Annotated in this window: 10 protein-coding genes; all 10 read right to left on the bottom strand. The window is 40.0% G+C overall.

Annotated elements, in window-relative coordinates; all coding sequences use genetic code 11:
• Positions 1 to 37: 37 nt before the first annotated feature.
• Complete coding sequence (gene glgA / locus HT698_RS07255; RefSeq protein WP_173217852.1) at positions 38 to 1,471, bottom strand: glycogen synthase GlgA; 1,434 nt, start codon at positions 1,469 to 1,471, stop codon at positions 38 to 40.
• The gene (glgD, locus tag HT698_RS07250; protein ID WP_173217850.1) at positions 1,468 to 2,607 is read right to left on the bottom strand and encodes a glucose-1-phosphate adenylyltransferase subunit GlgD; all 1,140 of its coding nucleotides are present in this window, start codon (positions 2,605 to 2,607) and stop codon (positions 1,468 to 1,470) included. The genes glgA and glgD overlap by 4 nt, the downstream gene beginning before the upstream one ends.
• The gene (locus HT698_RS07245; RefSeq protein ID WP_000787253.1) at positions 2,597 to 3,739 is read right to left on the bottom strand and encodes a glucose-1-phosphate adenylyltransferase; all 1,143 of its coding nucleotides are present in this window, start codon (positions 3,737 to 3,739) and stop codon (positions 2,597 to 2,599) included. The genes glgD and HT698_RS07245 overlap by 11 nt, the downstream gene beginning before the upstream one ends.
• Entirely contained in the window at positions 3,729 to 5,657 is a 1,929-nt protein-coding gene (gene glgB / locus HT698_RS07240; protein ID WP_173217848.1) for a 1,4-alpha-glucan branching protein GlgB, read from the bottom strand. The genes HT698_RS07245 and glgB overlap by 11 nt, the downstream gene beginning before the upstream one ends.
• Before the next feature lie 382 nt (positions 5,658 to 6,039).
• Positions 6,040 to 8,319, bottom strand: a complete 2,280-nt coding sequence (gene pulA, locus HT698_RS07235; RefSeq protein WP_050971579.1) for a type I pullulanase — start codon at positions 8,317 to 8,319, stop codon at positions 6,040 to 6,042.
• Positions 8,320 to 8,429: 110 nt separating this feature from the next.
• Positions 8,430 to 10,388 carry an NAD-dependent DNA ligase LigA gene (gene ligA, locus HT698_RS07230; protein ID WP_173217846.1) on the bottom strand — a complete coding sequence of 653 codons (1,959 nt, stop codon included), beginning with the start codon at positions 10,386 to 10,388 and terminating at the stop codon, positions 8,430 to 8,432.
• 92 nt (positions 10,389 to 10,480) lie between these two features.
• The gene (locus tag HT698_RS07225; RefSeq protein WP_112443680.1) at positions 10,481 to 11,659 is read right to left on the bottom strand and encodes an MFS transporter; all 1,179 of its coding nucleotides are present in this window, start codon (positions 11,657 to 11,659) and stop codon (positions 10,481 to 10,483) included.
• A 79-nt stretch (positions 11,660 to 11,738) separates the two neighbouring features.
• On the bottom strand, positions 11,739 to 12,602 hold the full coding sequence (locus tag HT698_RS07220) for a MutR family transcriptional regulator (protein WP_173217844.1): 864 nt from the start codon (positions 12,600 to 12,602) through the stop codon (positions 11,739 to 11,741).
• Positions 12,603 to 12,604: 2 nt separating this feature from the next.
• On the bottom strand, positions 12,605 to 14,506 hold the full coding sequence (locus HT698_RS07215) for an ABC-F family ATP-binding cassette domain-containing protein (RefSeq protein ID WP_173217842.1): 1,902 nt from the start codon (positions 14,504 to 14,506) through the stop codon (positions 12,605 to 12,607).
• 421 nt (positions 14,507 to 14,927) lie between these two features.
• Positions 14,928 to 15,203, bottom strand: a complete 276-nt coding sequence (locus HT698_RS07210; RefSeq protein WP_001284639.1) for an HU family DNA-binding protein — start codon at positions 15,201 to 15,203, stop codon at positions 14,928 to 14,930.
• Positions 15,204 to 15,215: the final 12 nt, after the last annotated feature.

The following is a 15,215-nucleotide window of genomic DNA, read 5'->3' as shown; positions in this document are numbered from 1 at the left end:
CCAAAAATCGTATGAAGTCATCATACGATTTTATCTATTAGTTAACTAAACTATGGTACAAGTCAAGATATGACTTGCAGGCTGTATCCCATGAGAAATCACACTCCATAGCTTGTTTTTGTAGATTTCTCCATACGTCTGGATGATTTCTATACAAGTCCAAAGCTGTTTGGAAAGTCCAATTTAACCAATAAGGAGATAGGTTGTCAAAGCTAAAGCCAGTACCGCTTCCTTCAATTGGATTAAAGGCTCGAACAGTATCTCGCAAGCCACCAACTTCATGAACCAATGGCAAGGTTCCGTAACGCATCGCCATCATTTGAGACAAGCCACACGGTTCAAAACGACTTGGCATGAGGAAGAGGTCGCAAGCAGCGTAGATTTCTTGAGCTAGTTTGACATCAAAAGTGATATTTGCTGATAGCTTGTCTGGGTAAATCTGAGCAAACCATGAGAAAGCTCCTTCAAAGGCTGGATCTCCAGTTCCCAAAAGAACAATCTGGACATCTTCTTGCAAGATATGGTGCAGACTTTCTACCACCACATCAAAACCTTTTTGACGTGTCAAACGAGAAACAATTCCCACCAGTGGAACGTCAGCTCTAACTGGCAAGCCAACTCTTTCTTGTAATTTTGCCTTGTTTTGGGCTTTCCCAGACAAATCTTCCTGATTAAAATGATAGTCTAAAAGGACATCCGTCTGAGGATTATACAGATCAGCATCAATCCCGTTCACGATACCAGACACCTTGCCAGATTCCATTCGAAGAATCTGATCCAAGTTACATCCGAACTGACTGGTCATAATTTCATGAGCATAGCTAGGTGAAACGGTTGAAACACGGTCAGCATAAAGAATACCAGCCTTCATCCAGTTCAGACAGTTGTTCCAGCGAAGGGTACCATCAGCATAACGTTCAAAGCCGACTCCAAACAAATCCCATAACATTCCTTCTGAAAATTGTCCTTGAAATTCCAAATTATGAATGGTTAAAACAGTTTTTATTCCTTGATAGGCTTGAATCCAACGGTATTTTTCCTTTAACAAGAAAGGAATCATAGCTGTATGGTAGTCATGAACATGGAGAAGGTCAGGAATGAAGTCAATCCTTTCCATAGCCTCAATGGCAGCCAGTTGGAAGAAAGCGAAACGTTCCCCATCATCAAAATCACCGTAAACATGACCACGGAAGAAATAATATTGGCTGTCAATAAAGTAGAAGGTTACACCGTTTAAGACGGTTTTCTTAATCCCACAATACTGTCTGCGCCAACCAACACTCACCTCAAAATGAAGCACATCTTCAATCTGATTTCCAAATTTAGACTCTACCATGTCATAGTAGGGTAAAATCACTGCAACTTCATGTCCCGCTTTTACCAGTGATTTAGGAAGAGCGCCAATGACGTCTCCCAGACCACCTGTTTTTGAAAAGGGTGCACCCTCTGCTGCTACAAATAAAATTTTCATGAATGAATATCCTCTGTTACTTTGCTACCTTTCTTAACGACAACTGGATGTTCTGCAGTTCCTCGAATCACAACACCAGGCTCAACTTCAACACCCTTGTCCAAGATAGCATATTCGATCTGAGCACCTTCTCCAATAACAACACGAGGGAAGAGTAGGCTATCTTTAACCAAGCTATCCTTATGGACATGAATATTACGTGATAGAACAGAATTAGCCACTTGACCTTCAATGATACTACCAGACGCAAACTGAGAAGTGCTTACTTTAGATGTATTAGCATAATAAGTTGGTTCTTCGTTTTTGACCTTTGTATAAATCTTTTGATTTGGTGAGAAGAGAGAATAGAATTTCTGTGATTCAAGCATATCTTTATTAGCTTGGTAATAAGACTCTACAGAATGAATATTTGCAAGGTAGCCTGTATACTCGTAGGCGAAAGCTCCCTCTTTTGCAGCCAAATCCCGTAAAACATAACGCAACTTCTCTGGATGTTCTTTTTTAGCTTCTTCTTCCAAGCGTTCAATCAACCAAGGTGTATCAACGACAAAGATATCTGTAGACATATTGAACGTTTCAGCTGCTGACTTGCTATCAAAGAGTTTATGAGAACGAACATGGTCTGTTTCATCCACTTCTAAGATTGCATTTACTTCTGAAATATCTTTCTTAGCTAGTTTTTTATAAACTACAGTGATAGGCCCTTTTGTTGTACTATGTAGGTGGAAAACTTGGTTCAAATCAATGTTAATCAAAACATCACAGTTGAGTGAAACTGTTTGGTTTGACCCAGAACGTTTCAAATAAGTGAGAAGCTGCTGGTAGTACTCTTTTCCAACTGTGCTACTTTCTACACGGGTATTGTAAATTCCTAGATAGTAATGGCTAAGAAGGGTTGATAAGCCCCACTCGCGTCCTGAACGAATATGGTCAAAGACTGAGCTGATATTATCCTGCTGGAAAATACCAAAGACACTACGAACACCTGCATTAGCAAGACTAGAAAGCGGGAAGTCAATCAAACGATATTTCCCACCAAATGGCAAACTTGCTACTGGACGGTGGTCCGTCAATGTCGACATATCATGAAAACCAACTGTATTTCCTAAAATGGCAGAATATTTATCAATCTTCATCTGTTGCTACCCCCACTACTTCATTATATCCTACAACTTGTACTTCATCTGTTCCATCAATTTCGACACCGTCAGAAATAATCGCACCTTCACCAATAATGGCACGTTTAATCTTAGCTCCTTGACCAATGATAGCTCCACTCATGATAACTGAATCAACAACTTCCGCTCCTTCGCGAACTTGCGCGCCTGTTGAAAGGATAGAATGTTTAACAGTTCCATCAACGAAACATCCGTCTACAACTAATGAGTCTTCCACATCAGCATTTGCACCGAGGAAGTTTGGTGGTGAAATCAAGTTTCTTGAGTAAATCTTCCATTGACGGTTACGGCTATCCAAGGCATTTTCTGGAGAAATGTACTCCATGTTCGCTTCCCAAAGTGACTCAATCGTACCGACGTCTTTCCAATAACCACTAAATTCGTAAGCATAAACACTTTCACCTGACTCAAGGTAATTTGGAATGACATTTTTACCAAAGTCTGACATATCTACATTGCTCTTTTCAGCAGCGACTAACATATTACGAAGGCGTTGCCAATCAAAAATGTAGATTCCCATAGAAGCTTTTGTAGATTTAGGTTGAGCTGGTTTTTCTTCAAATTCAACAATACGATTGTTGGCATCAGTATTCATGATACCAAAACGGCTTGCTTCTTTAAGAGGGACGTCTAAAACTGCTACTGTCAAGCTGGCATTATTATCCTTATGAGACTGGAGCATATCATCATAGTCCATTTTGTAGATGTGATCCCCAGACAAAATCAAGACATACTCAGGATTGACACTGTCGATATAGTCGATATTTTGGTAAATAGCGTGACTAGTCCCCTCAAACCAACGATTTCCTTCACTGGCAGAATAAGGTTGGAGAATAGAAACACCAGAATTAATACCATCTAGTCCCCAGCTTGAACCATTCCCAATATGATTGTTGAGAGCAAGTGGCTGGTACTGTGTAATGACTCCAACATTGTGAATCCCTGAGTTGGCACAGTTTGAAAGGGCAAAGTCAATGATACGGTAGCGCCCACCAAATTGCACAGCTGGTTTTGCGATGCTTTGAGTGAGTTTACCGAGACGAGTTCCTTGCCCACCAGCAAGAATCAAAGCTAACATTTCATTCTTCATTTTCTACTCCTTTTTGGTTTTTACTTGTGACGGTTTTTGCAGATTTCAAGCGACGTTTGATTTTCCAGACACTAGCCCCCATAGCCGGTAGGGTAAAGGTTAAGGTCTGCTCATAATCTTTCCATAGTCCTTCTTGCGTTTGAACAGTTTGATTATGTTCTTTCCAAACGCCTCCCCACTCTTCTAACTCAGTATTCCAGACTTCTTCATAAATCCCTGCAACAGGCAGACCGATTGTAAAATCTTTTCGTTCAACAGGTGCCATATTAAAGACGCAGACTAGCATGTCGCCCTTCTTACCCTTACGGATGAAGGAAAGAACACTCTGGTCTCGATTATCCGCATCAATGATTTCAATACCATCATAGCTGGTATCAATTTCCCACAAACAGCGGTTGTCTTTGTAAAACTGGTTTAGCTGAGAAGTGAAATACTTCATCTTAGCATTCATTGGGTCTTCTAGGTTAGACCATTCCAACTGTTCTTCAGATTTCCATTCTAGGAATTGACCATATTCGCTACCCATGAAGAGCAATTTCTTACCAGGGTGACAAATTTGGTAAGTGTAGAGATTGCGCAAACCTGCAAATTGATTGTAACGATCTCCCCACATCTTATGCATCATACTCTTCTTGCCATGAACCACTTCATCGTGCGAGAATGGTAAGAGATAGTTTTCATTGAAAACATACATAAAGCTGAAAGTCACCAAATTAAAGTCATACTTACGGTAAATTGGGTCTTCTTCGTAGAAACGGAGGATATCATTCATCCAGCCCATATTCCATTTGTAGTCAAATCCTAGACCACCAAGCTCTTTCATTCCCGTAATCTTGGTTGCAGACGAACTTTCTTCTGCAATCATCATCACATCTGGATATTCTAACTTAATAATGTCATTCAAGCGTTGAAGGAAATAATAACCTTCATAGTTGAGATTTCCCCCATCTTTGTTAGGTGTCCATGGAGCATCATCATAGTCCAAATAGAGCATGTTGCTAACAGCATCCACACGAATACCATCCAAATGATAGACATCGATCCAATGCTTAATACAAGAAATCAAGAAGGACTGGACTTCATTTTTTCCAAGGTCAAAATTGAGAGCGCCCCAACCATAGTTATGAGCCTTATTATGGTCTTGGTACTCAAAAGTCGGTGTCCCATCATAATAGGCTAAGGCATCATCATTGATGGTAAAGTGACCTGGTACCCAGTCTACGATAACCCCAATATTATGGATATGACACTCCTCGACAAAATCTTGAAACTCCTCTGGTCTACCATAAGCATGCTCTAAAGCGAAGTAACCCATAAGCTGATAACCCCAACTCAACCCCAAAGGGTGGGACATCAAGGGCATAAACTCAATATGAGTATAGTTCATTTCAACGAGATAAGGAATGAGTTCATCCTTGAGCTGGGCAAAACTATAAGGACTACCATCAGGATTTCTTTTCCATGAGCCAGCGTGAACTTCATAGATATTGACAGGACGTTCAGCAAAGCCCCAACGTTTTCTTCGTGCCAGCCAAAGTCCATCCCTCCATTTCTTCTCAGGAAGCTCTGTTACGATTGCCCCTGTTCCTGGACGCGCCTCATATCTGACAGCAAAAGGGTCAATCTTCATCAGTTGATGACCATTTTGACGTGTGACATGATATTTGTAAATATGCCCTTCTTGAGCCATATTGGTAAAGACTTCCCAGACCCCAAAGTCATTTCTTACCATTGGAATCTGACCCTCAATCCAGTTGGTAAAATCCCCCACCAAGTGGACAGCCTGAGCATTAGGTGCCCAAACACGGAAAGTATAGCCATACTCTCCATTCACTTGCTCTTTATGTGCTCCTAGATAATGCTGAAGGTGAAAATTCTCTCCTGTCATAAAGGTGCGCAAAGCTTCTCTTTTATCCATAATACCCCCTCTTTTCTGTAAGCGTTTTCTATGTTTTTATTATACTACCTTTTTAGAGAAGATTCAAGTAAATTACTATACTTATTTAAAATTATTTTGAAAATCTACAAAAAGTTCACTTTCTCGTTCAATTGTAAAGCAATATTTTTTCAAAAAAATGTGAAAACGCCTTTCTTTTCTCTACTATAATACCAAAAAGTTCGGATTTTTTCTATGATTATTATTGTTTTATAGCAAAAAAATAAAACCAGGAAAACAATTTCCTGATTTTACACATTTGATGAAAATATTTATCAACTTTTCTATACAAGTGAGTTGTTAGCTAAGCTCTTTCTATTCGTTCACTTCCAATAATGTGTTAGAATAGCGAGATAGATGGTCTTTATAAAACACTCAAGACGGCTAGACTAATATCATCTAAAACATTATCTTCTTTTGAACGACTATTGGTTACCAACATGGCTAAATTTCCTGCATTCTCAAACTGATAGGGTTCGGATTTAGCATTCACAACAACCAAGAGGTGTTCTTTCCCATGAACTTCATAGATAAGGCAGCCGCTATGTTCAATCGCAGAATGCACAAAGACATGATGGTAAATTTCATCATAGCTAGAGTAAGAAAAGGCACCAGTTTTTGTCTTCAATCGGATGACTTGACGGATAAACTCAATACTATCTTGACGCTCATTGATCAAATCCCAGTTGACTTGGTTCACACTGTCAGGAGCATTATAGCTATTCATCGCACGCTCTCTATCATCATGGGTCAACTCACCATTCTCACCAGTCGCAACCAGTTTGGTACGACCAAATTCTTGACCGATTTCCATAAAGGCCATTCCTTGCATGAGCAGATTCATGGCTGTGGCTGTCTCAACCTTGCGCATGATTTGTTCTGAACTTTGGTCTGGATGAAGAGTTGCCAATAAATCGTGAAGATTGTAATTGTCATGGGCTTCTACATAGTTAAGCACCTGATTTGGATGTGTATAGGTTCCTAATTCACGACTTCCTAGGATTGCTTTAGCTAGAATTGGCTCTGTCGCAGCACCACTGACAAAACCTGATTTAATTGCACCGTAAACTTCTCCACCTTTGACAGCATCACGCTGATTGTCATTAAAGAAACCAATGTTTGGCATTTCGTAGGCGTTGTCTTTCTTAGCCTTATCATAAGGGGCAAGACCTGTTCCCATATCCCAACCTTCTCCATAGAGGATAATGTTAGGGTCAATTTCATCCAAACTCTGACGAATCATCTGCATGGTCTTGACATCATGAATCCCCATCAAGTCAAAACGGAATCCGTCAATATTGTATTCCTGCACCCAGTATAGAAGAGAATCAATCATATACTTGCGAAACATTTCGTGTTCACTGGCTGTTTCATTTCCAACACCCGTTCCATTCTGGAAGGTACCGTCTGGATTCATACGATAATAGTAATCAGGGACAGTTGTTTGGAAAGGTGCATCAACAACTGAAAAGGTATGGTTATAGACCACATCCATAATGACACCAATACCCGCATCGTGGTAAGCTTGAACCATGGTCTTCAAATCACGAATGACCTGAGCTGGATCATCTGGATTAGTTGAAAAACTAGTTTCTGGTGCGTTATAGTTTTGTGGATCATAACCCCAGTTGTAGGTTACATTCCCGTCCTCATCGTATTCTTTGTGACGGTCTGCAATTGGTTGCAACTGAACATAATTGTAGCCCAACTTCTTGATATGATCAAAAGCAGTTGACTGACCGTACTGGTTAACCGTTCCAGTCTGAGCAGCACCCAAGAACGTTCCTCGAAGATGTTCATCCACACCTGAGGTCGGTGATTGGGTCAAATCACGAATATGCATTTCACAAATAACTGCCTTACATGGATTTTCCAAACGCCAAGCAGCATCAGAACCATGCTTGACCTCGAAATTTTCGACTTGTTTTTCTGCATGGCTCAGAATAGCAGAACGTTTGCCATCAGGGCTGGTCGCTATTGTATAAGGATCACGTGTCAGTGTTTCGTGATGAGGGAATTGGACTTGATACTGATAAGCCTTACCAGTCAAATCTTCCTCAACATCCAAACTCCAGACACCAATAGTATTGTCCTTATGGTTATAAGAGTAGCGATTGCCTCTCTCCATATCAAAAGTCTTCCAAACAGGTGCATCATTAGTAGCTGATTCATAAACCACAACCTGTACTGCTGTCGCTGTTGGTGACCAGAGGGAAAAATGAGCCTGATTGTCCTCTACATGGCAACCCAATTCCCCTTGGTAACCCCAATGATGGTCAAAACTAGCGCTGTTAATGGCCTTATCAAAGGCAAAAGGATTTTGATTTTTATAGAAAGGACTGGCAATAGCAGGATTTTCAGAGTAATAAATCCGATCATCGCCTTCCAAAATCCAGACCTCTGTTAAGAGGGGATAGTGATTAAAACGGATAGCATATTCTTTACTGATTTGGCCGGTATGAACCACAAAATTCAAGCTTTCTAAGGGATGAACACTTGGGTGTTCAAAGCTAAATAAGGCACCAAAATAATCTTCTTGGTAAGTTAGTAAATCAATTCGTTGATCCTGGCTTTTTACAAAAGAGCAAGTGTCATATTCACCATTCTTGCGATGGTAATGAATGCGCATAGGGTAGGTATACATTTTTATTTTTCCTTTTTATTTTATTTCTGTTTCACTAATAAATTCTTGACCGATTTTGTCCCGATTAACAAATATTGTCATTCTATCTAAACTCTATTTTTAAAAGATCATTACAAACTTTCTAGCCATGCCTCGTCTCTAACCTCAATACCAAGTTCTTGTGCCTTTTGAAGTTTACTTCCAGCATCTGCTCCTGCCACGACGAGGTCGGTCTTTTTAGACACACTGCCTGTTACCTTGGCACCCAGACTTTCGAGTTTACTTTTGGCTTCTGAGCGCTTGAGACGTTCCAATTTTCCAGTCAATACCACGGTCAAACCTGACAAGGCTGCATCCGCTACTACTGTCTGACCTTTATAGTCCAGATTGACCCCAGCTTCTTTTAATTCTCTGAGAAGAATTTCAGAGCCTTCTGTAGCAAAGTAAGTCTGAAGACTCTTGGCAATCACACCACCCAGGCTTTCAATACTAGCCACTTCCTCTGGATCTGCCTGAGCCAGATTTTCGATTGAGAGAAAATGTTGAAGTAAAAGCTGACTGGCCTTACTGCCGACATGACGAATTCCCAAACCAAACAAGAGTTTCTCGGCTGAATTTTCCTTAGATGCTTGGATAGCCTGATATAGTTTAGAAGCGGACTTTTCCTTGACCCCCTCTAAAAGGAGAAAATCTTCTTCTTTCAAACGGTAAATATCTGCCACATCCTTGACTAGATCTGCAGCAAATAATTTCTCAACTACTGATGGTCCAAGGCCTGTAATATTCATGGCATCTCGAGAGGCAAAGTGGATCAAACCTTCCATGATTTGAGCAGGGCAACGCGGATTGATACAACGGAGAGCCACTTCATCTTCAAAGTGCAACAAGTCAGAGTTACAACTTGGACAGTTTGTAGGAATATCTAGTTTCTCTTCAGAAACCCGTTTGGACTCTACCACACGTAAAACGGCAGGGATGATGTCCCCGGCCTTATAGACGATGACCGTGTCGTCTTTGCGAATATCTTTTTCAGCAATATAATCCACATTGTGCAGGGTCGCACGGCTAACAGTTGTACCAGCAAGCTGAACAGGTGTCAGATTTGCAGTTGGGGTTACAACACCGGTACGACCAACTGTCCAATCAACTGATAAGAGTTGAGCTTCTTTTTCTTCAGCAGGAAACTTGTAGGCTACTGCCCACTTTGGAGCCTTGACGGTAAAACCAAGTTCTTCTTGGCTTGCTAAGTCATTGACCTTGATTACAACTCCATCAATATCATAAGGCAGATTTTCCCGTTCCTCTCCTACTTCTTGGATAAAATTCCAAATCTCATCCATGCTTTCAGCCAGAATTCGTTTAGAATTGACTACAAAACCAAGTTGTTCTAGGTGCTTCAAAACCTTTTCTTGGCTGTCACGAGTTGACGGGCTGGCTTCTTGATAGAGAAACGTTGCAAGATTGCGCTTGGCAACTACTGCTGTATCCAGCTGACGTAGTGTGCCTGCCGCCGCATTACGGGGATTGGCAAATTCAGGCTCTCCATTTTCTTGGCGAGCTTGATTAACCTGGTCAAAAGAAGCGCGTGGCATATAACATTCCCCACGAACTGTGATATCTAGTTCTTCTGGCAAAGTTAAAGGAATGTCTTTAACACGCTTAAGATTTTCTGTGATGTTCTCCCCAACAGAACCGTCTCCACGTGTTGCACCTGCAACTAAAATCCCCTTTTCATACGTCAGCGAGATAGATAAGCCATCGATTTTCAGCTCACAAATATAGGTTGGATGAGCCACTTCCTTACGAACACGCGCATCAAAAGCTTCAAGCTCCTCACGTGAAAAAGCATCCTGCAAACTATAAAGAGGATACTGATGACTGTATTTTTCAAAACCATCTAAAACCTTACCACCAACACGATGGGTCGGACTGTCTGCTAATACTTGATCTGGATAGGCAGTTTCTAACTCAACCAACTCTCGGTAAAGACGGTCATACTCACTGTCTGAAACCGATGGATTATCGCTGGTATAGTACTCAGTCGCATAGCGATTGAGCAAGGCGACTAACTCATTCATTCTTTTATTCATAAGACCATTTTACCATAAACTAAGCCCTCCTCACAAACGAGAAGGGCGGAAAAAATACTTAGTTTGAAATTATTTTTGAAACTCAAGCAGCCTTATATCAATTTTTCAAAATGAGTTCGAACATAAATAAACGATATACAAGACAAGATGATAACACCACTTCCAATTATCAGGAAAGAAGAGAGATGTACACTTGGCAAGAATGTCATAAATCCTTTTGCAATAGGCATAAATAGAATAGCTAAGGTAAAAATTGTACTCAGTACTCTCCCAAGAAATTCGCTCTCAACCTTGGTTTGTACTTGAGTAAAAAAGTGAATATTAAAAATCGTCATAAACAATTCACAAACTAAATTTCCAGAAAAGGAAAGAAAAGTTGGCAGTGGTAATCCCATCATAAAAACTCCGACACCTGTCAAAGCCAGTAAAATCAAAAGATTATAAACATTAGCTTTAATTTTACTAGCTAGAAGAGCCCCAATGATGGAACCAATAGCCCCCATAGTTAAAATACTTGCATAGACTCCTTCTGACCCGTAAAGCTGATTCGAAAAGGGGAGGAGAAATTCAAAAGCTGCAAAAAAGAAATTAACGCTGGAAGCTACCAGCAAAAGGAAGAAAATTTCTTGCTGATGCCAGATATAGTGTAACCCATTCTTGATATCTACAAACATATCTCTCCCAGTAAAAGCCTTTTTCTCTTGAACTCCTGCTTCCTCTTTTGGAAGGAGAGCCACTAGAATAAAAGCAATGAAAAAAGTCAGCGAGTCTAGCAGTAGCGTCATATGGAGACTTGCAAACTGTAAAACAAGGAAGGAAAGAACAGGAGAGCTAACACCTACAACCTGCAAAATCAGCTCTAGGCGAGAATTATAGATCACAATCTCATCTTTCTCCACCACTTCAGTTATGATAGCTTTATTGGCTGTACGAGAAAAGGCAAAGGCAATCGACTGCACAATATTAGCAAAAATCAAAGCGCCAATCATCCAGCTGTCATTCCTTATGAAAGAAATAGCCAGACAAAGAATCCCACAAACAAGGTCTGTCACCATTAAAATCTTACGACGAGAAAAACGGTCTGAAATCACTCCGCCAAAGGGATTGATCAGAATAGATGTGACGAGTTCAGAAATCTGATACATTCCTAAAACTGTCTGTCCGATAGTCCCCATGGAAGCCAACCAGACACTATTTCCATAATCATAGAGCATATTCCCTATCTTGTTAACAGCTCCGCGACTAATCAACTGTACGGCATAGCGATTCATATAAAAACTCCTCTCAAATTTTGAAACTATTGTATCAAAACTGAAAGGAGCTTTTTTCTTTTTCCCTTATTTGGGAAAATTAATTTTTGATAAATTTTTCGTAGTGTTCCTGATAGTAGGCTACTTGCTCTGGAAGACCTAGCACGTCAAAAATATGCATGGCCTCTTGCATTTGGCTACAACCTTCTTTACACTTTCCTTTTTGATATAAGGCAAAACCTTTTAAATAATGGAAAACATTACGCTCATAAAGCTTAATACCTTTACCAATAATCTTCTCTGTATAAGTCTCAAAATAGCTTGCATTGTCAAAAGAAAGATGCTCTAAACAATGCTGGTAACAATTGAGGGCCAAAATCAACACTAATCTCTTATGGCGACCAATCTCTTGGTAAAATTCCTCCCTCTCCATAACTTCTCTACCAATCCGAGTGACATAGTCCACATCGTAGAAACTATAGAGGTTCCCGAAAAGAATCAATTCATACATGGTCCATTCTTCTGTTTTGAAGAGATAATCTGCTACCTTATCCAAATCATCCTGCTTCATCTCATAAGTCGAATCTCTTTGACAAATCAAACCTTGTAGCAAAATCCAGTTCAACTCAAAATAAAGGGGATTCGTCGAACTCTTAGCCTTTTCAAGTTGTTCTCTTTGAAGCTTTTGAAAACCTGCAATATCATTTGAGTAGTAAAGAGGTATAATTTGTGCCATCATAGAAACATGTTCATGATTATGAAAATCCCTTGCCTTATCCATGAAATTTTCGATTGTGACATGAATGTTGTCCAAAATCTCAAAGAAACGTGAGACTGCTAAGTCAGACTCCCCAAGCTCAAAGCGAGATAACTGAGAGGTAGAGCAGGACTCGCCTGCCGCCTCCTTTAAAGAATAATTTCCACTTGTCCGAAATTCACGAAATACTTTTCCAAGATGTTCCATCTTTACACCTGCTCTGATAATTCTTCCCACTCAAGCATAGCTTCTTCCTGACGGTGGCTGATTTTGTCCAGTTCAGCCTGCAATTCCATCAGTTTGCTGGCATCGTTTGTTTCTAACATTTTTTCAGAAATGGCTTGACTTTGACTTTCTAGCTCTTCAATTTCAGCTTCTAGACTTTCTATTTGTCGCATGAGCTTACGAACTTCTTTTTGACTTTCTTTCTGAGCTTGATAGTCATTAACTGGGCTTGCTTCTTTTGCTTGATTACTGGTTGAAGCTTCCTCAGTTTGAATCATTTCTACTTCTGATTTCTTCTCAACATAGTAATCGTAATCTCCAAGATAGAGAGTTGATCCATTCTCGGACAATTCCAGTACATGAGTTGCTACACGATTGATAAAGTAACGGTCATGGCTGACGAATAGAAGAGTTCCATCAAAGTCAATCAAGGCATTTTCTAGCACTTCCTTGCTATCAATATCCAAGTGGTTGGTCGGCTCGTCCAGAATCAAGAAGTTGTTGTTTTCCATAGACAATTTAGCCAAAAGCAAACGAGCTTTCTCTCCACCAGACAGCATGCCGACTGATTTTTTAACATCATCTCCTGAGAAAAGGAAGGCACCTAGACGGTTGCGGATTTCAACTTCTGGTGTCAGTTTAAAATCATTCCAGAGTTCATCCAATACAGTATTACTTGGTGTCAGCTTGCTTTGGCTTTGGTCATAGTAACCAACCTCAACATTAGCCCCAAAGCGCTTTTCACCCTTGATAAAAGGAATCTGATCCACGATTGATTTGATAAAGGTTGACTTGCCAATACCATTGGGACCAACGATGGCAATAGCATTCATCTTACGAAGGTCTAGGTTAATAGGCTCTGACAATACTTCCCCATCATAGCCAATAGCCGCATTTTCAACAGTCAGAACAACATTACCCGAGGTTTTCTCAGACTGGAAGGTCATATTGGCTGATTTCTTACCAGCTTCAGGCTTGTCTAAGCGGTTCATTTTTTCTAGTTGTTTACGACGAGATTGGGCACGTTTGGTCGTTGAAGCTCGGACTAGATTGCGATTGACAAAGTCTTCCAGAGCAGCAATTTCCTTCTGTTGCTTTTCATAGTTTTTTGCCTCAGTTGCTAGTTTTTGCTCCTTCAACTCGACAAAACGAGAGTAATTGCCCACATAACGATCCAAGGAATGCTTGGTCAAATCTAGCGTAATTGTCGCAACCTTGTCTAAGAAATAACGGTCGTGGCTGACAATAATGAGAGCACCGCTATAATTTATCAAGTAATGCTCTAGCCAAGCAATAGTTTCAATATCCAAGTGGTTGGTTGGCTCGTCCAAGACCAAGAGATTAGGTTTTTCAAGGAGCATTTTGGCTAGAGCCAAGCGAGTATTTTGACCACCAGAAAGATCTGCAATTTTCATCTGCCACATAGATTCGTCAAACTTGAATCCATTCAAAATCGCTCGAATATCAGCTTCATAGGTAAAGCCACCTGCCTGACGAAAATTCTCAGATAAGCGGTCGTAATCTGACATCAGCTTATCCAAATCCTCACCAGACTTTTCACCCATCTCCAACTCCATCTGACGAAGTTGTTTCTCCGTTCGACGCAAGTCATCAAAGACATGAAGCATCTCGTCGTAGATGGTATTTTCAGACTCAAAACGGCTATCTTGGGCTAGGTAAGACAGAGAAATATCTTTTTTCTTATTGATTTCTCCACTAGTTGGCTCCTCTTCTCCAACCAAAATCTTCAAAAGAGTAGACTTACCTGCACCATTTTTCCCAACAAGGGCAATCCGATCTCGTTCATCAACCTGCAGGTTGATATTATCAAAAAGAACCTCTCCTGCAAAAGAACGTTCAATTTTATTAGCTTGTAAAATAATCATACAAGTAGTATAGCATGTTTCCCTAAGGCATTCAAGATAATCGTAAGTCTTTTAGTACATTTTTTGTAACATAAAATAAATTATGTATATTTCATGTTATATTCCTTCGCTATCTTGTTGGATTTTCTAACCAGCTAATCTTGCTTCAAATAGTTATCGCACAATTCTATTATTTAATTCTTTTCATTATATACATACGTATAGCGGATTGAAATAAGATGAGAACAAATCGATTGAGGAAGTAAAATTAATTTCTATAAATGTTTTAGAAATTGTTTCGTACTATTTTAGATTCAACTACTATATATACAATATTTTCGGAGCATTCAACTTTTTAATTCTATTTATTACTAGATTTCATAATTAAAAAGCCTACTGACCAAGCTAGAAAGCTTGATACAATAGGCTTTTTAAAGACTGATTATTTAACAGCGTCTTTAAGAGCTTTACCAGCTTTGAATGCTGGAACTTTAGAAGCTGCAATTGTCATTTCTTTACCAGTTTGTGGGTTGCGACCTTTACGTTCTGCACGCTCACGAACTTCAAAGTTACCAAAACCGATCAATTGAACTTTTTCACCAGCTGCAAGATAGTCAGCTACCGCTGCAAATACAGCTTCAACTGCTGCTGCTGAGTCTTTCTTAGTCAATTCTGTAGCTTCTGCTACTTTAGCGATCAAATCTTGTTTGTTTGCCATGTTAACGATTCC

The organism is Streptococcus sp. 3109 (assembly GCF_013276905.1).
Lineage (GTDB): Bacteria > Bacillota > Bacilli > Lactobacillales > Streptococcaceae > Streptococcus.
This window is presented reverse-complemented; position numbering and strand designations above follow the sequence as displayed.